Below are 24,025 nucleotides of genomic sequence, written 5' to 3' on the forward strand. Positions count from 1 at the left end.
GGCTCACCGGCGTGACGCACGCGACGTTTCGGGCAACCCGGCGGAACCGACATGCGACGGATGGCACGCTACGCCCTCCTCACGACGCCATGACGCTGATGCCGCCGAAGACCGGCCGCAGGGTTCAGCGGAAGGTGGCGCGGCAGCGGACCACAGGACGATCGCATGCACATCCCGCCTTGGCTGGCCTACCCGTTCCTACCGATCTACCTCTGGCCCATCACACTGCCTCTGCTTGTGGTCCTCCTCTGGCTTGCCGTCCGGTTCCGGGGACGACGCCGGTGGTTCTCCCTCGCCGGCATGGCGATCCTGATCGTGCCTCCCCTGCTGGAGTTCGGCTTCCTGCTGGTATTCGGGATGCAATCGGAAGCCCAGTTGCGGGCGGAACGAACCCGCACCGAGTCCGTGCTGGTACAGGAGGCCACCTTCGATGGCATGACCTTCCCGGCCGGGACCCACGTGACCTGGAGCACGCCGGCACATACTCACTGGACCAGCGCCTCCTTCCCGCAACCGGTGAAATTCCACGGCCTCTCCCTCCGCGGCATCACCCGGCAGGCGGGGACCTGGTACGTCCGCTTGGCCGCGCCGACCCAGATCAGCGGCTGGGACTGCAGCGAGAACGCGGTCGTCGTGAACAGCGAAGGCGAACTCGTCACCTGTGGCTTGTCGCGGACGATGGTCTGGAAGGGTTGGGCCCTGCCTGCACTGGCCCAGATCACGCCGGACCCGGAGCGGGGGACGGTCGAGATCAGCATCGCCCCTGGTGCCCGCGCGGATGAGGCTCAGGGCATCGGGCGGCCGCTCCCGCAGGTCGCGACGCTCAACGAGGACGGGTCACTCGCCCGCGCCTATGTGCGGCGCGAGGCGCCCCTCCGCGTGGCGGGCGTGCCGCTTTGGGCCAACGTGACCTGGCATTACGATCCCGCGACCCACGGCCAGGGGGTGGACCGGCCCGCCATCGCGGTCGAGGGAAAGAGACTCGGGTCCGCGCTCGCGGGTCAAGAGGACTGGCAGGACGAGACGGTGCTCGTCAGCCTTCCGGATGGACACGTGACGCGCCCTGCGCCGAGTGGTCCGTAGGCAGCCACGGCCACGGCCGAGCACTGGCCGACGCCCCGCCGGTCGCGAACCGCTTCCGCCAGGAACCGGGCGGTCGCCCGCTTCGCGAAAGCCGCCAGGCGGCATCCGGCCACACACTATGCCGACCTCACGGGCCGTACCTGGAACAGCTCAGCGTAGGGCTGCCTGCGTCCGGTTCGCAGCCCCGAGCCGTTTCAGCACGGCGGAAACGTGCAGCTTCGCCGTACCCGGTGTGATGCCCAGCCGCTCCGCGATCTCCCGGTTCGACAGCCCGCGCGCGAGCAGCGACTGCACCTCCCGCTGCCGTGGCGAAAGCGCGGGGCCGCCCGCCGGTGCGGCACCCGGCGCGAGCACCCGCCGCAGCGCGGCCAGCGCCGCCACGCCCCGCTCGCTCAGCCGCTCCTCGTCCAGGATGTCCAGCGCCGCCACGACCTCCGGCGGTGCGACGCCTGGCACAGCCCCGCGCGCCTCCGCATCCCGCGCCAGGCGCAGCGCACGTTCCATCGCCTCCGCCGCCTCGCGCCGCTCCGTCACGTCGAGGGCGATGCCGTCCCAGGCCACTGTCCCGTCCAGTAGCCGCGTGGGCGTGGAGAGCGACCGCACCCAGCGCGTCCGCCCATCCCCGGTGAAGACGCGCACCTCCTCGTCGAAGGTCGTCATGTCGCGTGCCGAGACGCGCAGCGCCTCCTCGAAACCTGCGCGGTCGTCGGGGTGGATCCAGGAATGCGTCGCCGGGTCGTCCGCGACGATCGCCTCGACATCCAGTCCGAAGGTGTCGCGCAGGTGCGGGGACGCGTAGGTATAGCGGAACCGCCCGTCCGGCAGCATCAGCCGCCGCATGATGTGTCCGGGGAAGCGGGCACCGACGCGGTCGAGGAGGACGCTGAGGGCGGTGTCCTTTTTGCGGGGCATGTCACCAACTATGCCGAACAGCATAGGTCAACGTCCAGCCTTCGTGACGAGAACGCCCTTGATGCTGCACCGCACTCCGGCGCATCCTCCCTCAAACAGAACAATCTATGCCGAACAGCATAGTTCTTCCGGGGGACGTCCTTGCGCAAACTCATCATCGAGGCGCGGGTCAACGAGTACATGATGCGCGAGCAGGGGAACCCGAACGTCCCCTACTTGCCCGAGGAGATCGCGCGCGACGCGGTGGCGTGCCGTGACGCCGGAGCAGCCGTCCTGCACTTCCACGCTCGCCAGGCTGACGGGTCGCCCGACCACGCCGCGGAGTCCTACGCCGACACCGTGCGCCGCATCCGCGCGGCGTCCGACATCCTCGTCCACCCGACCCTCGGCTACGTCACGCTGGACCAGGGGCCGGAGGCGCGGATCGCCCATATCCTGGAGATGGCGAAGGACCCCGCCGGCGCGCCGCACTTCGCGCCGATGGACATGGGTTCCGTCAACGTGGACCGGTACAACGCACAGGCCCGCCGCTTCGAGACGACCGAGCTTGTCTACCGCAACTCGACCGGCACGCTGACGCATTTCTCGGACGCGATTCGTGGCGCGGGGCTGAAGCCCTACCTCGTCTCCTGGACGATCGGCTTCACCCGCTATGTCGGCGCCTTCATGGACATGGGGTTGCTGGAGGAGCCGGGCTATCTCTGCTTCTGCCTCACGGACAACACCTTCCTCGGCGGCCATCCCGGGACGCTGCGCGGCCTGCAGGCGCATCTGGACTTCCTGCCGCCCGACCGCCGCATCGAATGGACGGTGGTGAATTTCGGCGGGAATCTCTTCTCGCTCGCCGCGCCGATCATCGCGGCCGGTGGCCACATCTCCATCGGCCTCGGCGACTACACCTACCACGAGCTCGGCCAAACTGGCGTGATGCCGACGAACGTCGACATCATCCGCCGCGTCGCCGAGATCGCGCGCGAATTGGGGCGCGAGGTCGCGACCCCCGACGAAGCCAGGCAGATCCTCAACATCAAGAACTGAACGGGAGAACCACGTCCATGAACCGCCGCACCCTCCTGAAGTCCGCGCCCGCCGCGCTGGCGTTGCCTTATGTCGCCCCGCCAGCGCTGGCGCAGGGCATGACGCTGCGGATGCAGCACTTCCTCGGCACCAACGCCGCCCTGCATACCGTCGCCACCGCCTTCGCGGAGGATGTGAAGACCGCAACGGGCGGACGCGTGCAGGTCTCCGTCCTCCCTGGCGGCGCCGTCGTCGCCCCGACGGAACTGCTGGACACCGTCCGCAACGGCCTGCTGGACGGCCAGTTCGCCGCGCCGTCCTGGTTCGCCTCGAAGGATCCGGGCTTCGTCATCCTGGGCGACACCGGCGCCACCTTCCCGTCGGTAGACGCACGCGACCGCTGGTTCGCGGAATCCGATGGCGTGCAGCTGGGGCGCCAGCTCTACGACCGGTTCGGACTCTACTACGTCGACCAGTTCTACTGGCCCGGTGAACATATCCCGTCCCGCCGCGCTCTCCACACCGTCGAAGACCTGCGCGGCCTGAAGGTTCGCTGCCCGCCCGGCATGATCGCCGAGATGTTTGGCCGCGCTGGTGCCGCGGTCGTGAACCTACCGCTCCCCGAACTCTTCAACGCCCTGCAATCCGGCGTCGTGGACGCCGCGGACCAAGCGAACCCCGGCCTGAACTACGCCGTCGGCCTCTATCGCAACGCGCGCTTCTCCGTCGCCGCGAACCATTCGATGCCGACCTGCGAGATGTCCTTCAACAAGCGCCGCTGGGACGGTCTGCCGGCGGAGGCGCGTACCGCCATCTCGGAGGCCTGCAAGCGCATGTCTGCCGCCCATAAGGCCGCGATCGAGCGCGAGGACGCCGAGGCGCTCGCGAAGATGCGCGCCGAAGGCATCACCATCATCGAATGGTCCGACGCCGAGGTCGCGAAGCTCGGCCAGGTCGCGGCGGCGGTGCAGGACACCTACGGCCCGCGCTCCCCCTCGCCGGCCAGATCCTCGCGAGCCTGCGCGGCTTCCGCGGCCGGCTCGCCTAGGCCCGGCCTGCCTGACCCCGGCCCTGCCTGTCATGGAGCGTCTCGCGCTCGTCGTCGGCCGCGCCGCCGCTTGGATATTCCTCGCGGCGGTCGTCGTCACGGTTTGGGAGGTCGGCGCCCGCTACCTCTTCGACCGCCCCACAAACTGGGCGCACGAGACCACCACCACCCTCTGCGCGATCGGCTTCGCCCTCGGCGGCGCCTATGCCTTCGCGCGGAACGAACACATCCGCATCACCGTCGTGAGGGATCGGTTCCGCCCGTCCGCGCGACGGGCGCTGGAAATCCTGTCCCTCCTCCTCGGCGTCATCTACCTTGCCGGCCTCGGCTACGCGGCCTGGGGACAGGCCTCCGAGGCCGCTTGGCGGTTCGACGCCACGGGATGGGCGCCTGAACTCACCCCTGGCCCGCCGAACTGGCCGCTGCCCACCATCGTCCGCGTCGCCCTCGCTGCCGGCACGCTCCTCTTCCTCGCCGCCGTCGCGCAACGCCTCGTCGCCGTCATCCGGGGCCGCGCCGAGTGATGCCGTCCGTCGAGCTCGTCACCGCGATCATCGTGATCGGCATCCTGGTCACCCTCGTCCTCGGTGTCCCCCTCGCGTTTTCCTCCGGCGCCATAGCCGTCGGCCTGACCCTCTGGATCTTCGGCCCCGACGCGCTGCTGCTGCTGTCCTCCCGCACCTACTCCTTCCTCGACAGCTACATCCTCGTCTCCGTCCCGCTCTTCGTCCTCATGGCCTCCATCCTCGAACGGAGCGGCCTCGCGCGGGACCTGTACAACGCCTTCGCGGTCTGGGCCGGGCGCCTGCCCGGCGGCGTCGGGGTGATGACCACGCTCGTCGGCGTCGTCATGGCCGCGACCGTCGGCGTCATCGGCGGCGAGATCGTCGTGCTCGGCCTCGTCGCCCTGCCGCAGCTCCTCCGCCTCGGCTACCAGCGGCGCCTGGCGATCGGCACGATCTGCTCCGCGGGCTCCCTCGGCACGATGATCCCGCCCTCCATCATCCTCGTCTTCTACGGCCTTACCGCGAACGTCCCGATCGGCGACCTCTTCATCGCCACCCTCATCCCCGGACTTGTCCTCGCCGCCCTCTACATCGCCTACACGCTCATCCGCTGCGGGATGAACCCCGCCCTCGGCCCGCCCCTGCCGCCGGAACAGGCGAACATCCCCTTTGCCGAGAAGCTGCGCCTGCTGAGGGGCATCGCGCTGCCGCTCCTCGTCGCCTTCTCCGTCCTCGGCTCCATCTACCTCGGCGTCGCCTCCGTCACGGAAAGCGCAGGCATGGGGGTCGCCGGCACCCTGGTCGCCTGCGCCATCCGGGGAGAGCTGCGCTGGCCCCTGCTGCGCGAGGCCGCGCTCCAGACCATGTCCACCTGCGGCGTCGTCCTCTGGCTGGTCCTCGGCACCAATGCGCTCATCGGCCTTTACAACGTCGTCGGCGGCATCGCCTACGCGACCGCCCTCTTCTCCTCCATCCCCCTCCCGCCACTCGGCGTCGTGCTGGTCATGATCGCCGTCTGGATCGCGCTGGGCATGTTCCTCGACTGGATCGGCATCATGCTGCTGACGATGCCGATCTTCGTCCCAACCATCACCGCGCTCGGCTTCGACGCGATCTGGTTCGGCATCCTCTTCAACATCTCGATGCAGATCGCCTACCTCTCCCCGCCGTTTGCGCCCGCGGCCTTCTACCTCAAGGGCGTCGCCCCGCCCGACATGACGCTGGACGAGATCTTCGGCGCCATGTGGCCGTTCATCGCCCTCCAGGCGATCGGGCTCGCGCTCCTCATCGCCTTTCCCTCCCTCGCCACCTGGCTTCCCTCGGTGCTCTGATGCCCCAGCGCAGCGTCGTCCCCCCCGGCATGGAACCGCTCGTCGAGCGCTTCCGCTACTCGCCCGGCGTGCTGGTGGACCACACGCTCTACATCGCGGGCATGGTGGGGCGGCGCCCCGACATGACAGTGGTGGAGGAGCCGGAGGCGCAGTTCGCCCAGGCCCTCGACAACGTCGGGGCGGTCCTCGCCGCCGCCGGCGGCTCCTTCGCCGACGTGGTGGAGATGGAGACCTGGTTCACCGACTTCCGCACCCACCTTCCGACCTTCATGCGTGTGAAGGACCGGTACTTCACCACCGCGCCGTTCCCCACCTGGACCGGCTACGGCGTCGTCGAGTTCTCGACGCCCGGCATCCTCTGCGAGATCAAGTGCACCGCCGTCCTGGGCGCCACCGATGCCTGACGGCGCCGCACCTGCCGCCCGCGACCGGCTTGCGCTGCTGCGGACGATGCTCCGCGTCCGCCGCTTCGACGAACGGGTCATCGAGCTGTTCCTGGCCGGCGAGGTGAAGGGAACCGCGCATTCCTGCGTCGGCCAGGAAGCGATCGCGGCCGCTGCCTGCGCGCACCTGACCCTGCGCGACTGGATCATCACCCACCACCGGGGACACGGCCATTGCATCGCGAAGGGCGCGAGCATGGATCGCATGATGGCCGAACTGATGGGCCGCGCGACCGGCTACTGCGGTGGTCTCGGCGGGTCCATGCACATCGCCGACCTGTCGATCGGCGTCCTCGGCGCCAACGGGGTCGTCGGTGCGGGGCCCGGCATCGGCATCGGCGCCGCCCTCGCCTCGCAACTCCAGGGCGACAACATCGGCGTCGTCTTCTTCGGCGACGGCGCCGCGAACGAGGGCATCGTGCACGAGGCCCTGAACGTCGCCTCCCTCTGGCGCCTTCCCGTCGTCTTCTTGTGCGAGAACAACCGGTACGGGCTTTCCACGGCACAGTCCGAATCCACCGCAGGTCCTGGCCTTGCCGCCCGTGCGGCCGCCTACGCCATGCCCGGCGAGCGCGTGGATGGCAACGACGCCCGCGCCCTCCACGCCACCGTCGCCCGTGCCGTCGCGCGCGCCCGCAACGGCGAAGGGCCATCCTTCATCGAGGCCGAGACCTACCGCTGGGGTGACCATTCCATGCGCGCCAACCTCCCCCGCTACAGGACGGAGGAAGAAGAATTCCGGTGGCGCGAACGCGACCCCATCGCCCGTGAACGCGCCGCCTTGATCGCGGAGGGCCACGAGCCCGCCGACCTCGACGCCCTGCTGGACGACGCCGAAGCGGAGATCGAGCGCGCCGTCGAGGCGGCGCGCCAGGCCCGCGAGCCCGACTGGTCCGTCCTTGCCCCCGCCGTCACGCCGCCCCTGCCCGCCGCCCCCAACGCCCCCCGCCGGGCGAGCGCGTCATCTCCTACGTCCAGGCCATCAACGAAGCGCTGCACGGCGAGATGGACCGCGACGGTCGCGTCGTGATGATCGGGGAGGATGTCGGCAAGCTTGGTGGCATCTTTGCCTGTACCCGCGGCCTGCGCGACCGCTTCGGTGCCGACCGGGTCCGCGACACGCCGATCTCCGAACAGGCGATCGGCGGCCTCGCCGTCGGCAGTGCCATCCGCGGCTACCGTCCCGTCGTCGAAGTGCAGATCTTCGACTTCGTCACGCTCATGATGGACATGATCGTGAACCAGGCGGCCAAGGCTCGCTTCATGCTCGGCGGCACGACCACCGTTCCGCTCGTCGTCCGCGGCCCGCAGGGCGGCGGCATCCGACTCGCCGCGCAGCACTCGCAGTCGCTGGAAGCCTGGTTCGCCCACATTCCCGGCCTGGTTGTCGTCGCCCCCGCCACGCCCTACGACGCGAAGGGCCTCCTCGCCGCTGCGATCCGCCACGACGGGCCCGTGGTCTTCCTTGAACACAAGCTGCTCTACGTAGAAGGCCGCGGCCCGGCCCCTGAGCAGCCCTACTCCCTCCCCCTCGGCATCGCCGACGTGAAGCGGGAGGGACGCGACCTCACCATCGTCGCGATCCAGTCCATGGTCCCCCGCGCCCTCGCCGCGGCCCGCGCCCTCGCGCGGGACGGGATCGAAGCGGAGGTCGTGGACCCCCGTACCATCCGCCCCCTCGACATGGCGACGGTCGCGAAGTCCGTCCGGAAGACCTCCCGCTGCCTTGTCGTGCACGAGGCCTGCGTGACGGGCGGCATCGGCGCCGAGATCTCCGCCCGCATCATGGAGGACTGCTTCGACTGGCTCGACGCCCCCGTCGCGCGCCTTGGCAACCCCGACCTGCCCATGCCCTACAACGACGCCCTCGAACGCGCCGTCATCCCCGATGCTCGCCGTATCGAAGACGCAGCCCGCGCGCTGGTCCACCGCCGCATCGGAGACGGGGCGCGCGATGCCGCGTAGATCCTTCAGCAGCCTCCTCGCGTCCGGCGAGCGCATCCTCGGCACTTGGGCGCAGATACCGCACCCGGAATCCGTGGACATCCTCGGGGCCGCCGGCTTCGACTTCGCCATCGTGGACCTGGAACACGGCCACTTCGGAATCGAACGCGCGACCGACCTGCTGCGCGCCTGCGATGCCAACGGCCTCGCACCCGTCGCCCGCCCGCGTCGGATCGCTGACATCCCGCAGGTGCTCGACGCGGGTGCCGTCGCCGTCGTCGTTCCGGGCATCGAGAGCGCGGAGACGGCCCGTGCCGCGGTTGCCGCGACCCGCTTCGCCCCTGCCGGGACCCGCGGCGCCTGCCCCTGCGTCCGTTCCGGGGGCCATTACGTCCTGGACTGGCCGACCTACGAAGAATCGCTGGAGGCGAGCGTCATCGCCCTCATCGAAACCGCGGCCGGTGCGGCCAAGGCCGACGCGATCTGCGCGACGGAGGGTCTAACCGCCGTCATGGCCGGTCCGTTCGACCTCGCGGTCTCCATGGGGCACCGCGGAGACTGGCACCATCCAGAGGTCGAGCGCGCGATGGTCGGCCTCCTCGAGGCAGCGGCGCGCCATGGCGTCCCGGCCATCCTGCCGGTCTTCGAGGCCAGCGCCGACGCCGCGACCCGCCGCATCCGCGAATGGGAAGGCCGGGGAGTCCGCGTCTTCACCGTCGGTACCGACAAGATCCTGCTCGCCGAGAGCGCCGCGCGCTGGGTCCGCATCGGCCGCGCTTAGCTCGTAGATCGAGTCACGATGGCCCAGACGGGGCTGCGGTGCGCGGGTCGAACTGATGATCGCCGCGGGGTAGGATGGGGGCAGACACCTGCCGGATAGAGCTCCTTGTCCTTTAAGCCAGTTCACGCTGACCGTGTGTAGCCGTAACGGCCGAGGTAGTTGCGACACTCGGCGGGGTAAAGGTGTCGAGGAACTGGGCGATGCCGCGCCAGAGGGCGTCGCGGGTGCGGTGGGCGGCGCGGCGGAGGAGGGCCTTGAGTTTTGCGAAGGCCATCTCGATGAGGTTCAGGCCCGGTCCGCACGAGCGTCGCCCGTCACCGCGCCGGCACGATCCCCTCGCCAATGCGGGCCAGGAGGTAAGGGAAGAACGGGTTGAAGGTGAGGCGGGCCAGCACGGCGGGGCTGACCGCCAACACTCCGCGTTCGCCGCGCAGCGCGATGGTACCGAGCCGCACGCCAAAATCCTCGGCCGGATCAGGGTCGAAGCCGTAGAGCGCGTCACCCGCGGGAAAGGGCAGCGCGACGTGCGAGAGCGAATAGACCTCGCGCGGCCAGCGGAGGCCGATCGGCGTCACCCGCTCCTCGCGCCCGCCCGCCTCGGTGACCCGCTCCACCACGACGCCGTCCCCCGGGCCGGCCTCGCCGATGACGACGGAGCGCCAGGGACGCGGCGACGGCGGCAGCAGCCGATCCAGCGCCCCGGCCGCGGCGGGCGTGACCAGGGGGCCGATGGCGGCGCTCCGGTTGACGTCGAACAGGACGAGTTCATGGCCCATCCCGGTCAGCGAACCATACAGCGCCTCCGCCACCGAGCGCGTGCTGACCGTGAAGTCCACCACCGACTGGAAGGTCAGGACCGGCGGCAGGAGCGCCAGGCGTCCTTCCGCGGCAAGACGCTGCATCTGCTGCTGCAGTGCGGTCGTGAGGCGGTAAGACTGACGTGCCCCGTTCACCGGAAAGGAGTTGTACTTGAACGGGTTGAACTCCGGGACGATGTCGAGCCAGGCCGATCTCGCAAAGCGCGGGAGAGAGGCCGGCAGGGCCGCGAGTCCTGCGAAGCGCGCGAAGGCTGTGACGCCGATCATGGGGGAGATCAGGACGAGGCGGTCTACACGCGTCAGGCGCGGATCTTCCAGCGCATCCAACGCCCCCTTCATCGCCAGCGCCCCACCATTCGAGTAGCCCACGAGGTGGATCGGCCGGCCCGGACCGACGCGCCGCCGCGCCTCGCGAAGAGCCAGGCGGGCCGCGGCCAGCCAGTCCTCCCAGGTCACGTCGGTCAGCGCGGCGGGAACGGTGCCATGCGCCGGCAGGCGGAGGCCAAGGGCGACCCAGCCGCGGCGCCGGTAATGCTCGGCGATGTGGCGCATGCTGTAGGGTGCGTCGGTCAGGCCGTGCAGCAGCACGACGGCCCCGAGCGGATCGGCGCCCTCCGGCTCCAGGGCGAAGGATCGGTTCCAGTCCCGTGGGAAGCGCCCGGGGAAGAGAGGGCTCTCCCGGAAGTAGCGGTTCGCCGGGATGCGCGCCTCGGGCTCGAGGGCCTCCGTGACCCGGGCGCGCACGGCCGCGAACGTGGCCTCCTCCGCGGCGAGGTAATCAGGCCAATCCGCGGCATCGAGTGCCTCCGCGCGCAACTCCTCCGGCACGACGAGGTGCCAGGGTTGCAGCGGCGGACCCCTTTCGCTGTCCCACGCACGGAACGCGACGAGGGCGATCGCGAATGCGCCTATTCCGAGGACGATCCTCCACAGGAGCCAAGAGGCCGAACGAATAATCCGCATCGCGTCTCCTGGTACTCCGTGACGCCCCTACCCGCCGAGCGGATCCCGGGAGGGTGAAGCTGTGAGGCCCAAGCCGGCCGGTTCGGCATGGCTGCGATCGTGCAGGGCGGTCGGGCGCCACGCGCCACCCTGGTGCCGTGAGCGGCACTCCGATGGCGCGGCGACCCGGCTTCGACGTCGCGGCCAACGCGGGCCGCGGTGCCCCCGGGGCGGGAGGCCTGAACCCGTCGCGCCGCCGCGCCCCGATCAGCGGTGGGACGTCATCCCGCCTCGCCCTACCGGACCACCCGCTGGTACCGATGTTCGCGCGTCAGGATCGGGCATCGCGCGCTGCCTGCGCATGGCGGACCGCCTGCCCGGTGCGGCCGATGCGGCCGCCGCCGATGATCGGCCGGCTTCGACCGTTCGGCACGGACCGGGCCTCCTCATGCGCGGTCGCGCCGGCCGAGGGGTGACGCGACGGTGCTGCGGCTCTCCGCGCCAAGGCCTGATGGAGCCGCGCGAGGTTGTTGCGGCGCCGCTCCGCCGCCAGCAGCGCGTCCAGCCGGGAATTTACCCGCTTCAGGGCTCCGGCGAAGACCTGCTTCTTCGCGTCGAGGCCGCGGTCGGCATCCGGCGCCGGCGTGGCGGCCGCTTGCGGCGCCTTGCCCCGCCGTGCCCTGCGGTGATCCCGCACCAGGTCCCTCGCGCGGTTGCGCCGCGCGCGCATCCAGCCCACCAGCTCCTGCAACTCGTCACGCGAGAGCGTTTCCAGCATCGGGTAGTGACTTCGCTGGATCGGGCCGAGCTCGTCCTCGGTCAGCAGCCGTCGTTCCGCGGCGAAGGCGATGCTCATCGACCTGCTCTCCACGCAAGCATCCCGCCGTCCGCGGATCGGCCCCCGCCCTCGGCGGAACCGCCAGGGACCATGCCGAGCGGTCCTTCCGGACCTGATGCTGACCGCATGACCCCTCCTCTCCGGACGTGCCGGTGCGCCCCGGCGGTGCAGGCCCGCAACACCCGCCGCCGAGCCGACCTCGCGTCGCAGGATAGGGCACCTGGGGGTGCCGTCGTGATGAGCCTGCCGTCCCCGTGCTGTGGCTGGCGTTCCCGACGGTTCGCCGATACCGGATAGACGAGGCGCTGCCTGGCGGGTCTTGTAGCGGACTCGTTAACCCGGTGGCGGGGCGCTCATCCCTGGAGGCCCGCAAGCAGCGAACGCAGGTTGCTCGACTGCGTCGTCTGGGCCGGCGAGAGCAGGCTCGGCAGGGAACGCCCGGACAGCGCGGCCCGGCGGATGTCGCCGGGCGTGCAGCCGAACTGCCGGCGCATCAGGCGGTTGAAGGTGGAAGCGTTGAAGAACCCGACATCCGCCGCGATGGCCGCGATGCCACGGACATCCGCCGGGTCGCAGAGTGCCCGCTGCGCCGCCCGCAGGCGCTCCGTCTGAATCAAGGACGCGACGCCGCCGAAGGGCTCGCAGGCGCGGTAGAGCGAAGCGCGGGACATGCCGAGCATGCGGCACAACCGCTCCGGCCCGAGCGTGGCGAGATGCGCATTCTCCCGGATAAGGCGGCGAATGCGGGTCCCGAGGACCGCCTGCACAGGAACAGCTGCCTCGGCCTGCCGGTCGGCCGAGGGAGCGGCGACGGCTGCGACCATGGCGGTCGTGGCCGCCGCGAGCTGCGCGGCCTCCTCCAGCCGGACCTGCGGCAGGCGAGCCGCGAGCGATTGCAGGAAGTCGTGAAGAACCATGCCCATCGGTGTGACGACCGGCTTCATCCGCAACGCATCGATCTTGCCGCCGATCGCGGGGAAGGCGTCGCGCGGCATGAAGAGAGTGATCCAGCGGGAGCGCGTCCGGTGAGAGTCGCTGGGCTGGTCGAGCGAGTTGATGAACAGGCGCCCGGGCCGCACGACGCCCACGGCGTCGTCCACACGGATCGCCCTCTCACCCTCCACGGCGAGGGTGACAGCCCAGTGGTCGATGCCGTCCCGGCGCACATGCTCGGGGAGCCGCCGGAAGTGCGAGGCCGGCGTTCGGGCGGTCATGAGCGCGAAGCCGCCGAAGTGCCAGGTCGTCGCCTCCGCCGGGAAGCCCGAGGACCCTCCGTCGGGCGGGGTGTCGTAATACGCTAGGCTGCCGTTGCAGTCGCACCAGTGGCCGAACTGGTCCTGCACGGCCAGGTCCAACGTGGATTCGACGACGGACGGCACGAACAGAGCCGCCGATGAGGCCGGCGGTTCGTGCTGCGGGACGTCGTCCGGCTCGCTGGGCGCAGGCCCCGAGGGGCGCGAGCTCATGAAATCCACCTGCCTTCTTCGGGTCTGCCTGACGACCATGCGGACCTGCATGATTACGCCGCGCGAACCTGCGCCTCACGCAGCCGCGATGCAACCGTAGCGTGCATGACTCGCGCGGGGACGGCGCTCTGACATCCGATTTTCACGATCTCAGTTCATCTGGACACCCGCCGCGCGCACGAGGGCCGCCCATCCGGCCCGCTGCGTCGCGGCACGCTCGAACAACACTGGGGGCGGGCCTGGTTCCGACGCTTCCAGCCCCAGCGCGGCGTAGCGCGCCCGAAGTGCCGCGGAGGCCAGGGCGGCGTTTACGATCTCGTTCAACGACTCGATGATGGCAGCGGGGGTCGCCGCGGGCACCACAAGCCCGCCCCAGAACGTCATGTCGAAACCGGCGAGGCCCGCCTCCTCCATCGTCGGCACGGCGGGGAACAGCGGGGAACGCCGGGTTCCCGTCGTGGCGAGGGGCACGCCGTCGCCGGCGCGAACGGAGCCCAGCACGGCGAAGACGCTGTCGCAGACCAAGTCCACTTCGCCGGCCGCGAGGGCCTGCGTCGCCTGCGGGCTGCCGCGATACGGCACGTGCAGCATCGACGTGCCCGTCCGCAGGCGGAAGAGCTCGCCGGCGAGGTGGCCGATCGTCCCACTGCCCGGCGTGCCGTAGGTCAGGCGTCCCGGCGCCCGCTTCAGCGCGGCAACAAGCCCCGGGAGATCCCCGACCTGCAGGCCGGGCCGCGCCACGAGGAGGTTCTGCGACGAGCCGGTGAAGGAGACGGGCCGGAAATCACGCTCGATCACGTAGGGCTGGCTGGAGAGCAGGGCATCGTTAATGGCAAGGGTAATGACGTTCGCGTAGCCGATCGTGTGGCCGTCCGGCGCGGCGCGCGCGACCTCGAGCAGGCCGATGGTGCCGGCGCCGCCGGGCCGGTTCTCGATCACCACGGGGTGCAGAAGGCGTCCGCGCATTTCCTCGGCCAGTAAGCGGCAGAAGGTGTCCGGGGTGCTCCCGGCGACCGAGGGGACGACAAGACGCAATGGGCGCGACGGCAGCCAGCCCTGTGGCTTCGCGCCGGCATCCCGCTGGACCGCGAGCATCACGGCAAGGGCGACGAGGCCGCGTCGCCGGCTCAGCGCTTGGGGCATGATCGTCATCCTCGCGGATGTTCGGCGTCGTGGGCCGCCGGCGCCGGGACCGGCGGCGGGTCGCGAAGAACCGAGCGGCTTCTCCGAAGGCGCGGCCGGATGGGGGCCGGCCGGCCTCGTTGAACGCGCGAGCATCGCCGCGACGTCCGCCCCGAAGGCGCGACGGATGGCAGACGTTAGCCATCCGCATACGGTTTGTCTGTCGCTGTCTGCGGCAGGGCCGTCATGGACTGCCGTCGCCATCGGGCCGGCCTCCGGCCCCCGTTGGCAGCGTCCTGCCGACGTCTTGGCAGTCGGTCATCCGGCCGGCGGATCGGAATGGCCACGGCGGTTGGCGGCCGTCGCGGCGTTCGGGCGTGGCGGGGCTCACGAATGGCCGGTCCCCGATGCGGGACGGGTCAACCGCGCGGCGGACCGTGCCGTCAGCCATCCCCCCAAGATAAGGCTTACGCCGTAGAGCACGACGAGAAGGTCCAGGGGCGCGGGAACCCAGCCCCTAGCCGTCATCGGGTTGATGCCGACGCCCAGCAGCAGGAGCAGGGCGCCCGACGCCACCTTGAAAGGCAGCAGCAGGAGGTTCAGCGCATGCAGCGGTCCCGGCGACGCCGGGGTCCCGACGAGGAGCATGAGCGCTACGTATCCGACACCCAGAACGATGCAGGCGATTCCGACACGCTGGCCCGGCCGGAGGAGCGCGCGCACGGGGAGTGAGGCGAGCAGGACGAAAACGATGGCGAGGAGGAAGGGCGCGACCTTAAGGGGCAGGGAGGCCGCATCCACCGCCCCGCGAGCCGCCGGCACGAGGACAACGAGGTACATCGCGAGGTGCAGGAAGCCGTTGAGCGCCGCGCCGGCGAGCGTGACAACGCGAACGGCACCGAAGCCCGGTTCCAGCCGTCCTCTCCCGTCGGAACTCATCCTTCGCGTCCCGATCCCCGCGAGCATCGCCGCCTGCCGTCCAGCTTCCCGTGGCACCGACGGTCTATGCCCGAAGGAAGGCTGCGTGCGCCTAAAGCACCTCCGCGTGCCGCCACTTTGGGACGGTGGGTCAAGCGACGGGACACCGCTTCACGCCCGTTTGCGCAGGACGGGGCGATGCGGAGGGGCCTGGCTTTCCCCGCGGGTCGGTCGCCGGGCCGGCGGGACCCCAGGGTGACCGCTGTGCCGGGCGGTCATGGCGCCGCACCCGGCCCGGGAACCGACAGGTGCCGTGGCTATCCCGCTCGATCCGGCGCCCGCCCCGAGAGCAGGTCGGCCACCCAGTGCGCCTGCGGGAAGCGTTCGCAGAGCGTCAGCGCGCCGATCAGCGCGGGAACGCCGATGAAGGCGCCGGGGATGGCCCAGACGAGCGCGCCGAGGAACACGGCGACGAGCACCGCGAAGGGAGAGACCGAGAGCCGTACGCCCGCGAGAAGCGGCTCGATCGTGCTACCGGACAGGAACTGGATGGCCTGCAGCGCCGCAAAGACGAGCAGCGGAAACTGCCAAGTCCCGAACTGCAACGCCGCGAAGATCGTCGGGATGATCGTCGCGACGAGCGGCCCGATGAACGGAATGTAGTTCAGGACGAAGGCGATCACGCCCCATTCCTTCGCGAGCTGCAGGCCCACCGCCTCGGCGAAGGCCCAGACCGCGACGCCAGTCGCCACGCTCATGATCGTGCGGACGAGCATATAGGTCCGCAGCTTGGACGCGGTCTCGCGTAGCGCATCCCGAACGTGCAGGGCGGGGGGGTAGCGGCGCGCGATGCCCGCGAGCTGCGCCGAGACCGCCTTCACCTCCAGCAGACCGAGGATGACGAAGACGAGGGTGACGCCCAGGAAGGCGAGGATGTCCTGCACCTGTGACAGGACCCACTGGGCCACCCGGACCATCCGCCGCGCATCGAAGGCGTCGTCGAGCGCGCCACCCAGCGGCAGACCCCAGCGCTCGGCGAGGGCGACCTTCTGGATGTAGAGTTCCTGCAACCGCACCGCGTCGGTGATTACCCAGCGCGCGACCCGGCTGAAGCCCCAGCCCGCCGCGACCGCGAGGATCGCAAGCACGACGAGCGCCGCGAACACCGTCACGACGAGTGCGAGCCCCTTCGGCAGCACCCGTTCCAAGAGGGCCTGGAGCGGCCACGCCATCGCGATGGTGAAGAGCGCGAAGGCCACGGGCGCCAGCACGGCCTGAGCCGCATTCAGGGCCGCCGCCACGAGGATGGCGGTACAGAGGCCCAGGAGGACGCGCGGCGGGCCGGACTGAACTACGCCACGTTGAATCGGCATGCGCCTTCGTATCCGCTCCGCCGCCCCGGCGTGGCGTCATCAGTCCTCAACGGGGCCGGACGCCGCAAGCCGCTGGTTGTCCTGGCACGCGTCGCGGGGACGCCCGGTCCAGGCTGCGGACGATCAGCGCATTGCCGTCGGTCGTCGCGTGGTCAGCGTGCCGGCGCGACGGGGAATACCGCGCCGCGGCAGGTCGTCCGGTAGGGTTCGTCGCCGGCATGACGAACCGCTGGCCCTCGCCGTGGGACGGCGCGCCCAGGTTCCACACGGCCTGCCTATGGTCGTTCGCGGCGGCGCGGACCTAGCCTGCCCGCATGTTTGCAGACCGGCGCCGCCGCAACGACGAAGGGCGGTCCGGCCGATGCGGCACCGGGTCCGACCGCGTCCGCCGAGACGCCGGTCAGTCATACTACAGGGCTGGCTTCGCAAAGGCGAGCTGGCGAGAACGGAAGGGGCTTTCGCCATGCGCAAGGCAGTTGTGATGGCCGTGGCGGTCATGTCCGGAGCCTTCGCGCTTCCGGGCCTGGCGCAGGTCGGAACCGGCCCCGGAGTAACGACGTCGGAGCTCGCCGGCCTCTGCGCCGCGACCGAGGGCGCCGGCGCCGCGGCGAACGCGGCCGTGGGCTACTGCCGCGGTTTCATCGTCAGCGCCGGGCAGTACCACGCGGCGGTTGCCGCGCGGGGACGACCAGCTTTCTGCCTTCCCGATCCCACGCCGACGCTCGCCGCGGCCGAGGAGTCCTTCGTCGCCTGGGCGCGGGCGAACCCGCAATTCGGGCGCGAGCGCGCCGTGGACGGGCTGCTCCGCTGGGCCGCCGAGACCTATCCCTGCGCGGCGCGGCGCACCGCGCGCGCTAACCGCTGACCTGACCGGAGGCTAACCATGATACGTGGTCTTGCGCTGACGGGCGCCGTCGCCTTCACGACGGTCGCCCTTTCCGCGTGCGCGGACCTGTCGCCCACGGCGCAACGCACCGGGACCGGCGCGGCCGGCGGCGCGGCGGCGGGCGCGCTGATTGGCGCGATGGCCGGCAATGCCGGGCTCGGCGCCGCAATCGGCGCGGGCACCGGCGCCGCGGGCGGCTTCGCCTGGGATCGGCACATGCAGGCCCAGGACCGCGCCTTCGAACGGGGCGTCGCGGCCGGCCGGGCCACGCCCCGGTAGCGCGGCGCCCACGCGCCGCCTCGCGCGGACCAGGAGGGCACCTCGTCATGCCGATCCGCGCCGCTCCCGGCTTGCGTCCGGACCGTGAACCTGCGGGCGCGTGGCGCAGCTCGGTCGCCGCGGCCCTACTTGTCTGCGCGCTGTCGGCCTGCAGCAGCATCCTGCGGCAACCGCCCCCGCCCGCCGACACGACGATCGGCCTCGCCGTCCTGGGGGTGCCGAACGGGCGCTTCTGGCCGGACGGGAGCCCCGACGACCTGATGCAGGAAGCCCTGCTCGCCGCGAGCCGGCAGGCCGAGCGGTTTCCGGCGAGCCGCCGCGGTCCGGAGCGGCTGCCACCACAGAACCTGCTCGCGGTGTCCGGCGGCGGCGACAACGGCGCCTATGGCGCGGGACTGATCGTCGGTTGGACCGCGTCCGGCAATCGACCGGAATTCGATGTCGTCACCGGCATCTCCGCGGGGGCGCTGATCGCGCCATTCGCCTTCCTCGGCTCGGCCTACGACGGGCAGCTCCGTGAGGTTTTCACCGCCAATGCGCCGGGAGACATCCTCGTGCTGCCCGGCATCTTTCGCACGGTGATAGGTGCCGCCTTCGGGGAGGCGATCGCCGACACCTCGCCGCTCTACCGCCTGATCCAGCGCCACGCGGACATGGCCATGCTCGATGCCATCGCGAGGGAGTACAGGCGCGGCCGGCTGCTACTGATCGGGACGACGAACCTGGACCTGCAGCGTCCCGTGGTTTGGAACATCGGGGCGATCGCAGCGAGCGGCCATCCCGACGCGCTGTCGCTGTTCCGCCGTATCCTTCTGGCCTCGGCCTCAATTCCCGGTGCCTTCCCCCCAGTGCTGATCGACGTCGAATCCGACGGTCGCACCTACCAGGAAATGCACGTCGATGGTGGTGCCGCGACGCAGGTGTTCCTCTATCCGCCCTCCCTTCAGCTCGCCCGCATCGTGCGGCAGAACCGACTGGCCCGCGACCGGACGGTCTGGGTCATCCGCAACGGGCGCATGGACGTGGAGGGCGCGACGACGGCGCGCGGGGTGTTCAGCATCGCGACCCGCTCCGTCTCGACGCTGCTGCACTTCAGCGGGATCGGTGACATCAACCGGATCTACCTGACCGCACTGCGGGACGGCGTCGCCTTCCGCCTGAGCTACATTGACTCGGCCTTCCGGGCCGATCGCAGCGGGCCCTTCGACCAGGGTTTCATGCAGGCCCTCTTCGAGCACGGCTACGAAAAGGGGCGGGCCGAACGCGGCTGGGTGACCGAGCCGCCTTCCGTCACGAGCCTGCCGCCGTCGGTCGCCCCCGCTGCCGCCGTCGGCAACCTTGCCACGCGGCGGATGGCGGCTCCGACGGCGCGTACGCCGCTGCCGGCCGATGCCGCGGGGCGACCCGCGTCGACCTCACTGCCGGTGGAGCGCGCGCCGGAGCCATGACGTCCAGTGCGTGACGTCGCGGCCGGGGCAGGGCTACGCCGCGGCAAGGCACGCGCATGGCTGGCCGCCCGAGGACCAGGAGGGGCCGACCCCCGTTGAGTTCGGTCTAGCGCGCCCGGGCTGCAACCGATGTCCAGCGGATCGTCTTGGCAGCGCCCTAGAGGGCGCGCAGACGGCTCGCGAAATCCCGTCGCTCCTCCTGCGGCGCGCGGATGACGGGGGCGCTCCGCTCTCCGGACTGAGCCGCCAGTCGCAGATCGGTCGGCGTGCATCCGAACGCCTTGCGGAACGTGCGGCTGAAGGTCGAGGGATCGAAGAAGCCGAGATCCTCCCCGATCCGGTGGATATCGCGCGTGTCACGCGCATCGCCGAGGGCGCGATAGGCCTCCCGAAGCCGCTCGGATTGAATGTAGCGCGCGACGCCGCCGATCGGCTCGAAGAGGCGGTAGAGCTGCGAGCGCGACATGCCCACGGTCCGGCACAACCGGTTGGGAGTCAGCGTCGGCGAGCGCAAGTTCTGCCGGATCGCGCGGCGCACCCTCTCCATCCGCGCCTGGTCCAGCTGCACCGTCGCCGCGAGCCGCGCCTCGGGCGGAGGGGTGACGCAGGCCGCAATCATCGCGCGTGTTGCCTCCACCAGACGCGGCAGATCCTGCTCCGTCATTGACGGCAGCCGCCCGCGCAGGTCGTCCAGATAGGCCGCGAGCAGCTGACCCATCGTGCTAGGGACTGGTCGGTTGCAGCAGCGATCGAGGGTCGGCGCGAAATCCGGGAACATCTCACGGGGAAAGTACAAGCAGAGCCAGTCGATGTCGGACCGCTGGGCCTCGGAGACCTCGGCAAGTGAGAAGATCGTCGGCACGCCGGCCGGCACCCGCACGACATCGCCGGACGCGGTCCGCACGGCGAAGGTGCCGCGGCGCACGATCGCCAGGACCCAATGATCGATGCCGTCCCGCCGAATGGCGGCCCGCGTGCGCGCGTAGCTAGCGGCCGGCGTCTGCGCCGTGCTGAGCGCGAAGGAACCGAGCTTCCACATCTCGTAGCGCGCCGCGAAGCCGGGGCCTGTCCCCAGTGCGTTACGCATCTCGATGACCGAGCTGCACTCGTCGCGCCACGCCGCGAACTGCTTCTCCTCCGGCACGTCTCCGGTCGAGAAGCGGGCCGGGCGCAGCGGTGACCCTTGCGGCGGGCCGCCCGGTGCCGCCGACGGTAGGATCCAGGGACGCATCGTATTCGTCGGCTGCAATGCGGGATCGTCCATGGAGCTGGGCTGCATCGTTCGCGTCCCTCAATGTCCCGCCGAGGCGGAACCGTCTTGGCCACGGCGCGCAGTGCGGGTCGTTCCCTGCTGGCCGGCGATGTATTTCCGCTCGCGAAAGCCGTCTCGGTGGCCGCATGGCCGGAGCCGGTCCTTCGCCGATGCGTTGCGCGGGCTGAGGCGATCACACCGAGGCGTACCGTCGAATGCACGAACCCTAACGGCCTCCGTTGTTTGGCCCGCTCCTTTGAGACGTGCGGCGTATGCCTGAGACGACCGGCTCATGCGGTCGCCGCGCCGCGTCGCCTATTGTCTGACTCGGCGATGACGTAGCGGCCGTGGTTCGGGCGGCGATGGGGACGGTCCTCGCCGGACGGCAGCCGGCCCTGGCACTGCGATCATCGGAACCAGAAGGAGCGACCTGATGATGACCATCCGATCCAAGGTCTTCGGTGCAGTGGCCGTCGTATGCGCGAGCGTCGCGTCTGGCGTGCCGATGGTTCCCGGGGCCGCTTTGGCGCAATCCAGCATGGGTTCCCGCGAGTTCCAGCAGGCGGAGCTTTCGGAGGTATCGCCGGCGATCCGCGCCGAGGTGGAGCGTCGCGCAACGGGCGGCAATACGGTCCGCGGCGTGCTCGAGACGATGCTCCTGAACGAGATCGGCACCCGCTGGCCGGGCGCCCGGATCGTCGCGACCGACATGGGTCGGGGCGTCGCCGTCGTGCACCTGCCGGACAACACGCTGAAGGCGATCGTCTTCAACAAGCAGGACGGTCTCCAGGTCGTGGCCGAGGTCACGCAGGTCCGCTGAATCACCGGCCTACGGGGTGGTGCGCCGACGGGTTGATGGTGGGAGGCAGTCTCGCGATGCATCGGCTCTTGCACAGCGAGGCGGAGGCCGGTCAGGCCACCGTCTCCACCGGCCGCCTGCCGGACGGAGACGAAGTCGCGGCCCTTGTTCGCGAAAGCATGGAGCGCTACCAGGCCGTGACGGACGGCGTGGTGGCCGATTACATTCCCGCACTGGGGCGCGCATCGCCCGACTGGTTTGGCGTCTGCGTCGTCGGAGTGAATGGCGCGGTCCATGCCGTGGGCGACGCAGATCGGACCTTCACGATCCAGAGCATTTCGAAGCCCTTCGTCTTCGCGCTGGTCTGCCAGGCGCTCGGGGGAAGGGAGGCCCGGCTGCGAATCGGCGTCAACGCGACCGGACTCCCCTTCAACTCAATCATGGCGGTAGAGCTCAACGCAAGCCGGACCGTAAACCCCATGGTGAACGCGGGTGCGCTGGCGACGACCGGGCTGGTTCCCGGCAACACCAGTGCGGCCAAATGGACCTTCATCCGAGACGGACTGTCGCGCTTCGCGGGGCGGCGGCTTGAGATCGACGATGAGGTGTACGAGTCGGAAGCCGCGACCAACGGCCGCAACCAGGGCATCGCGCGGCTACTGCACGCCTATGGTGCCCTGGTCGGTGATCCCGACGAAGTCACGGACCTCTACACGCGGCAATGCGCGCTGAACGTCACGGCCCGCGATCTCGCCGTGATGGGCGCGACGCTAGCGGACGGCGGGACGAACCCGGTCACGGGCGAGCACGTCGTGGACGCCGACCGCTGCAAGCGGATCCTCGCGGTCATGGCGACGGCCGGGCTCTATGAGCAGTCCGGCGACTGGCTCTACGAGACGGGGTTGCCCGGCAAGAGCGGCGTCGCGGGTGGCCTTGTCACCATCGCGCCCGGCAAGGGCGGGCTCGGTACCTTCTCGCCGCCTCTCGACGAGGCCGGGAACAGCGTCCGCGGCCAGCTCGTGACCCGGTTCCTCGCCGACCGGATGGGCCTGAACCTCTTCGCGTCCAGGCCGGAAGCGTGATCAGGCAGGTCCGGCGGATGCTCCTCCCCTGCCCGGATGCCGACCGAAACCTGCTGAAGGAAGATCTCTGATGGGCGTGCAGAGCACGACGGCCCTGCTGCGGCAGGCCGAGGATGCGGAGGACGCCGGCGCGTCGTGGGTGCCGATGATCGTCATAGCGCTCGGCCAGGCAATCATGTCCTACAACGTCGCTGCGCTGCCCGTCTCGCTGTCCGGCATGGTCGCGAGCTTCGGCGTCCCACCGACGACGGTCGCCACGGGGGTCGTCATGTATTCCCTCGCGGTCGCGGGGTTCGTGATGCTCGGCGCGAAGCTTGTGCAGCGTTTCGGGTCCACGACGGTCTTTCGGATCGTCGTGGTGGTCTTCGGCTCGGCCCAGGTTCTCATGACGCTCGCGCCCGTGGCGCCGGTGATGCTGGCGGCGCAGCTCCTGGCCGGCCTCGCCGCTGCGGTGAATGTGCCGGCGCTCGTCGCCCTTATCGCGAACCACTACAAGGGACAACAACGGGCGACGGCGGTGGGGGCACTGGGCTCGGCGCGCGCAGGGGCAGGTGTCCTCGCCTTCCTGATCGGCGGCTTCCTAGGCACCTTCCTCGGCTGGCGGCCGGTCTTCGGGCTCCTGGTCCTCGTTTCGGCCGCAGTGTTCGTCCTGAGCTTCCGCCTGCGGCCGGACCCGCCGCGCCCGGAGGTGAAGGTGGACGTGGTCGGCGTGGTGCTCGCCGCCGCCTCGATCGTTCTCATCGTCTTCGGCTTCAACAATCTCAACCGCTGGGGCCTCGGCTTGGCCCAGCCATCCGCACCGTTCAACATGTTTGGCCTCTCGCCCGCACCGATCATGATCGTCCTCGGCGCGACGCTGCTGCAGGCGTTCATCGCCTGGACGCGGCGGGTTCAGGCCGCGGGCGGCACGCCGCTCCTCGACATGCGCGTCATCACCTCAGGCCGGGAGATTGCGGCGCTGACGACGATGTTCTCGGTAGTCTGCCTCGAGGCGATGCTGAACTTCTCTGTACCCTTGTACATCCAGATCGTGCAGGGCCGGTCGCCGATCGAGACGGCGGTCGCGATGCTGCCGTTCAACCTCACGGTGTTCTTCACGGCGTTGCTGGTCGTCAAGCTTTACGGACGCTATGCGCCGCGGGTGATCGGGATGGCTGGGTTCACGCTCTGCACGGTCGCACTGCTCTGGCTTGCCATCGTTATTCGCAACGACTGGTCGGCGCCCGTTGTGATGACCGGGCTCATACTCTTCGGGATCGGCCAGGGCGCGCTGGTGACGCTCGTCTTCAACGTGCTGGTGACGGCGGCGCCGAAGGAACTCGCCGGCGACGTGGGAAGCCTGCGCGGTACGACGCAGAATCTCGCGGCGGGTGTCGGCACGGCACTTGCCGGAGCACTCCTCGTCGGGCTTCTCAGCGCAGGCGTCCTGCGGGCCGTCGCAGACAACCCGACGCTGCCGGCCGAGGTCCGTTCCCAGGTTGACCTGGACAGCATCAACTTCGTCAGCAACGACCGGCTGCGCGACGTTCTGGCCCGCACGACCATGACCCCCGAGCAGTCGGACGAGGCGCTGCGGATCAACGCGGAAGCGCGGCTGCGGGCCCTGAAGATGGGCCTGTTGATCATGGCCTGTCTCTCCCTCCTGACGATCGTGCCGGCGAGCCGACTTCCCGCCTACCGGCCGGGCGACGAGCCGGGCGGGCGCCGGGCGTGACCGCGCGGCGGCGGGGGCTGGCC

General features: G+C 70.4%; 22 protein-coding genes and 2 pseudogenes. 15 read left to right on the forward strand and 9 right to left on the reverse strand.

What is annotated here, in order from left to right:
• Nucleotides 1–165: 165 nt before the first annotated feature.
• A complete protein-coding gene (locus tag ACE7GA_RS12605) occupies nt 166–1,083 on the forward strand; it encodes a hypothetical protein (RefSeq protein ID WP_376099877.1) in 918 nt (305 codons plus the stop codon).
• A 150-nt stretch (nt 1,084–1,233) separates the two neighbouring features.
• Here the strand turns inward: ACE7GA_RS12605 and ACE7GA_RS12610 are convergent, their stop codons facing one another.
• Complete coding sequence (locus tag ACE7GA_RS12610) at nt 1,234–1,995, reverse strand: LuxR C-terminal-related transcriptional regulator (RefSeq protein WP_376099879.1); 762 nt, start codon at nt 1,993–1,995, stop codon at nt 1,234–1,236.
• A 141-nt stretch (nt 1,996–2,136) separates the two neighbouring features.
• On the opposite strand from ACE7GA_RS12610, the gene ACE7GA_RS12615 reads away from it, so the two are divergent.
• The 8 genes and pseudogenes from ACE7GA_RS12615 to ACE7GA_RS12650 all read left to right on the forward strand — a co-directional run bounded on the left by ACE7GA_RS12615 (nt 2,137) and on the right by ACE7GA_RS12650 (nt 9,065).
• Nucleotides 2,137–3,033 carry a 3-keto-5-aminohexanoate cleavage protein gene (locus ACE7GA_RS12615; RefSeq protein WP_376099881.1) on the forward strand — a complete coding sequence of 299 codons (897 nt, stop codon included), beginning with the start codon at nt 2,137–2,139 and terminating at the stop codon, nt 3,031–3,033.
• Between the two features lie 110 nt (nt 3,034–3,143).
• Nucleotides 3,144–3,923 (forward strand): annotated as a pseudogene (gene dctP / locus ACE7GA_RS12620) (TRAP transporter substrate-binding protein DctP); the annotation flags it as partial.
• A 169-nt stretch (nt 3,924–4,092) separates the two neighbouring features.
• Complete coding sequence (locus ACE7GA_RS12625) at nt 4,093–4,584, forward strand: TRAP transporter small permease subunit (protein ID WP_376099883.1); 492 nt, start codon at nt 4,093–4,095, stop codon at nt 4,582–4,584.
• Nucleotides 4,584–5,897 carry a TRAP transporter large permease subunit gene (locus tag ACE7GA_RS12630; protein WP_376099885.1) on the forward strand — a complete coding sequence of 438 codons (1,314 nt, stop codon included), beginning with the start codon at nt 4,584–4,586 and terminating at the stop codon, nt 5,895–5,897. The genes ACE7GA_RS12625 and ACE7GA_RS12630 overlap by 1 nt, the downstream gene beginning before the upstream one ends.
• Nucleotides 5,897–6,301, forward strand: coding sequence for a RidA family protein (locus ACE7GA_RS12635; RefSeq protein WP_376099887.1), 405 nt, complete (start codon nt 5,897–5,899; stop codon nt 6,299–6,301). Before ACE7GA_RS12630 ends, ACE7GA_RS12635 begins: the two co-directional genes overlap by 1 nt.
• The gene (locus ACE7GA_RS12640; protein WP_376099889.1) at nt 6,294–7,370 is read left to right on the forward strand and encodes a thiamine pyrophosphate-dependent dehydrogenase E1 component subunit alpha; all 1,077 of its coding nucleotides are present in this window, start codon (nt 6,294–6,296) and stop codon (nt 7,368–7,370) included. Before ACE7GA_RS12635 ends, ACE7GA_RS12640 begins: the two co-directional genes overlap by 8 nt.
• A complete protein-coding gene (locus tag ACE7GA_RS12645) occupies nt 7,346–8,305 on the forward strand; it encodes an alpha-ketoacid dehydrogenase subunit beta (RefSeq protein WP_376099891.1) in 960 nt (319 codons plus the stop codon). The genes ACE7GA_RS12640 and ACE7GA_RS12645 overlap by 25 nt, the downstream gene beginning before the upstream one ends.
• Nucleotides 8,295–9,065, forward strand: a complete 771-nt coding sequence (locus ACE7GA_RS12650; RefSeq protein WP_376099893.1) for an HpcH/HpaI aldolase/citrate lyase family protein — start codon at nt 8,295–8,297, stop codon at nt 9,063–9,065. Before ACE7GA_RS12645 ends, ACE7GA_RS12650 begins: the two co-directional genes overlap by 11 nt.
• A gap of 122 nt (nt 9,066–9,187) precedes the next feature.
• On the opposite strand, the pseudogene ACE7GA_RS12655 reads toward ACE7GA_RS12650, so the two are convergent.
• The 7 genes and pseudogenes from ACE7GA_RS12655 to ACE7GA_RS12685 form a co-directional block, all read right to left on the reverse strand.
• Nucleotides 9,188–9,369: pseudogene (locus tag ACE7GA_RS12655) on the reverse strand (IS630 family transposase); the annotation flags it as partial.
• 10 nt (nt 9,370–9,379) lie between these two features.
• The gene (locus ACE7GA_RS12660; protein ID WP_376099895.1) at nt 9,380–10,846 is read right to left on the reverse strand and encodes an alpha/beta hydrolase; all 1,467 of its coding nucleotides are present in this window, start codon (nt 10,844–10,846) and stop codon (nt 9,380–9,382) included.
• A 310-nt stretch (nt 10,847–11,156) separates the two neighbouring features.
• Nucleotides 11,157–11,681, reverse strand: a complete 525-nt coding sequence (locus ACE7GA_RS12665) for a hypothetical protein (protein ID WP_376099897.1) — start codon at nt 11,679–11,681, stop codon at nt 11,157–11,159.
• A 335-nt stretch (nt 11,682–12,016) separates the two neighbouring features.
• Nucleotides 12,017–13,129, reverse strand: coding sequence for a helix-turn-helix domain-containing protein (locus ACE7GA_RS12670; RefSeq protein WP_376100253.1), 1,113 nt, complete (start codon nt 13,127–13,129; stop codon nt 12,017–12,019).
• A gap of 150 nt (nt 13,130–13,279) precedes the next feature.
• On the reverse strand, nt 13,280–14,272 hold the full coding sequence (locus ACE7GA_RS12675; protein WP_376099899.1) for a Bug family tripartite tricarboxylate transporter substrate binding protein: 993 nt from the start codon (nt 14,270–14,272) through the stop codon (nt 13,280–13,282).
• Nucleotides 14,273–14,638: 366 nt separating this feature from the next.
• A complete protein-coding gene (locus ACE7GA_RS12680) occupies nt 14,639–15,190 on the reverse strand; it encodes a hypothetical protein (protein WP_376099901.1) in 552 nt (183 codons plus the stop codon).
• Nucleotides 15,191–15,486: 296 nt separating this feature from the next.
• On the reverse strand, nt 15,487–16,542 hold the full coding sequence (locus ACE7GA_RS12685) for an AI-2E family transporter (RefSeq protein WP_376099903.1): 1,056 nt from the start codon (nt 16,540–16,542) through the stop codon (nt 15,487–15,489).
• Between the two features lie 463 nt (nt 16,543–17,005).
• Between ACE7GA_RS12685 and ACE7GA_RS12690 the strand changes: the two genes are divergently transcribed.
• From ACE7GA_RS12690 to ACE7GA_RS12700, 3 genes are read left to right on the forward strand one after another with little or no spacing between them, the layout of a single operon-like run.
• A complete protein-coding gene (locus tag ACE7GA_RS12690; protein ID WP_376099905.1) occupies nt 17,006–17,407 on the forward strand; it encodes a Rap1a/Tai family immunity protein in 402 nt (133 codons plus the stop codon).
• Nucleotides 17,408–17,425: 18 nt separating this feature from the next.
• Nucleotides 17,426–17,707: a YMGG-like glycine zipper-containing protein gene (locus tag ACE7GA_RS12695; protein ID WP_376099907.1), complete on the forward strand. Its 282-nt coding sequence runs from the start codon at nt 17,426–17,428 to the stop codon at nt 17,705–17,707.
• Nucleotides 17,708–17,754: 47 nt separating this feature from the next.
• On the forward strand, nt 17,755–19,155 hold the full coding sequence (locus ACE7GA_RS12700; protein ID WP_376099909.1) for a patatin-like phospholipase family protein: 1,401 nt from the start codon (nt 17,755–17,757) through the stop codon (nt 19,153–19,155).
• Between the two features lie 157 nt (nt 19,156–19,312).
• On the opposite strand, the gene ACE7GA_RS12705 is transcribed toward ACE7GA_RS12700, so the two are convergent.
• Nucleotides 19,313–20,434 carry a helix-turn-helix domain-containing protein gene (locus ACE7GA_RS12705; protein WP_376099911.1) on the reverse strand — a complete coding sequence of 374 codons (1,122 nt, stop codon included), beginning with the start codon at nt 20,432–20,434 and terminating at the stop codon, nt 19,313–19,315.
• Nucleotides 20,435–20,840: 406 nt separating this feature from the next.
• Here ACE7GA_RS12705 and ACE7GA_RS12710 point away from each other — a divergent pair, with 406 nt between their 5' ends.
• From ACE7GA_RS12710 to ACE7GA_RS12720, 3 genes are all read left to right on the forward strand, one after another.
• A complete protein-coding gene (locus tag ACE7GA_RS12710; RefSeq protein WP_376099913.1) occupies nt 20,841–21,227 on the forward strand; it encodes a hypothetical protein in 387 nt (128 codons plus the stop codon).
• Nucleotides 21,228–21,283: 56 nt separating this feature from the next.
• Nucleotides 21,284–22,288, forward strand: coding sequence for a glutaminase A (glsA, locus tag ACE7GA_RS12715; protein WP_376099915.1), 1,005 nt, complete (start codon nt 21,284–21,286; stop codon nt 22,286–22,288).
• 70 nt (nt 22,289–22,358) lie between these two features.
• Nucleotides 22,359–24,002 (forward strand): MFS transporter, encoded by a 1,644-nt coding sequence (locus ACE7GA_RS12720; protein ID WP_376099917.1) that lies wholly within the window; start codon nt 22,359–22,361, stop codon nt 24,000–24,002.
• Nucleotides 24,003–24,025: the final 23 nt, after the last annotated feature.

The organism is Roseomonas sp. CCTCC AB2023176 (genome assembly GCF_042259275.1).
In the GTDB taxonomy this organism is placed as follows: domain Bacteria; phylum Pseudomonadota; class Alphaproteobacteria; order Acetobacterales; family Acetobacteraceae; genus Roseomonas.

Coding starts and splice junctions, on each gene's coding strand:
- ACE7GA_RS12690 (WP_376099905.1), top strand. CDS start 17,006: ATGCGCAAGGCAGTTGTGATGGCCGTGGCGGTCATGTCCGGAGCCTTC.
- ACE7GA_RS12625 (WP_376099883.1), top strand. CDS start 4,093: ATGGAGCGTCTCGCGCTCGTCGTCGGCCGCGCCGCCGCTTGGATATTC.
- ACE7GA_RS12670 (WP_376100253.1), bottom strand. CDS start 13,129: ATGAGCTCGCGCCCCTCGGGGCCTGCGCCCAGCGAGCCGGACGACGTC.
- ACE7GA_RS12695 (WP_376099907.1), top strand. CDS start 17,426: ATGATACGTGGTCTTGCGCTGACGGGCGCCGTCGCCTTCACGACGGTC.
- ACE7GA_RS12650 (WP_376099893.1), top strand. CDS start 8,295: ATGCCGCGTAGATCCTTCAGCAGCCTCCTCGCGTCCGGCGAGCGCATC.
- ACE7GA_RS12720 (WP_376099917.1), top strand. CDS start 22,359: ATGGGCGTGCAGAGCACGACGGCCCTGCTGCGGCAGGCCGAGGATGCG.
- ACE7GA_RS12605 (WP_376099877.1), top strand. CDS start 166: ATGCACATCCCGCCTTGGCTGGCCTACCCGTTCCTACCGATCTACCTC.
- ACE7GA_RS12665 (WP_376099897.1), bottom strand. CDS start 11,681: ATGAGCATCGCCTTCGCCGCGGAACGACGGCTGCTGACCGAGGACGAG.
- glsA (WP_376099915.1), top strand. CDS start 21,284: ATGCATCGGCTCTTGCACAGCGAGGCGGAGGCCGGTCAGGCCACCGTC.
- ACE7GA_RS12660 (WP_376099895.1), bottom strand. CDS start 10,846: ATGCGGATTATTCGTTCGGCCTCTTGGCTCCTGTGGAGGATCGTCCTC.
- ACE7GA_RS12680 (WP_376099901.1), bottom strand. CDS start 15,190: ATGAGTTCCGACGGGAGAGGACGGCTGGAACCGGGCTTCGGTGCCGTT.
- ACE7GA_RS12610 (WP_376099879.1), bottom strand. CDS start 1,995: ATGCCCCGCAAAAAGGACACCGCCCTCAGCGTCCTCCTCGACCGCGTC.
- ACE7GA_RS12710 (WP_376099913.1), top strand. CDS start 20,841: ATGATGACCATCCGATCCAAGGTCTTCGGTGCAGTGGCCGTCGTATGC.
- ACE7GA_RS12705 (WP_376099911.1), bottom strand. CDS start 20,434: ATGCAGCCCAGCTCCATGGACGATCCCGCATTGCAGCCGACGAATACG.
- ACE7GA_RS12675 (WP_376099899.1), bottom strand. CDS start 14,272: ATGCCCCAAGCGCTGAGCCGGCGACGCGGCCTCGTCGCCCTTGCCGTG.
- ACE7GA_RS12700 (WP_376099909.1), top strand. CDS start 17,755: ATGCCGATCCGCGCCGCTCCCGGCTTGCGTCCGGACCGTGAACCTGCG.
- ACE7GA_RS12635 (WP_376099887.1), top strand. CDS start 5,897: ATGCCCCAGCGCAGCGTCGTCCCCCCCGGCATGGAACCGCTCGTCGAG.
- ACE7GA_RS12685 (WP_376099903.1), bottom strand. CDS start 16,542: ATGCCGATTCAACGTGGCGTAGTTCAGTCCGGCCCGCCGCGCGTCCTC.
- ACE7GA_RS12640 (WP_376099889.1), top strand. CDS start 6,294: ATGCCTGACGGCGCCGCACCTGCCGCCCGCGACCGGCTTGCGCTGCTG.
- ACE7GA_RS12645 (WP_376099891.1), top strand. CDS start 7,346: ATGGACCGCGACGGTCGCGTCGTGATGATCGGGGAGGATGTCGGCAAG.
- ACE7GA_RS12630 (WP_376099885.1), top strand. CDS start 4,584: ATGCCGTCCGTCGAGCTCGTCACCGCGATCATCGTGATCGGCATCCTG.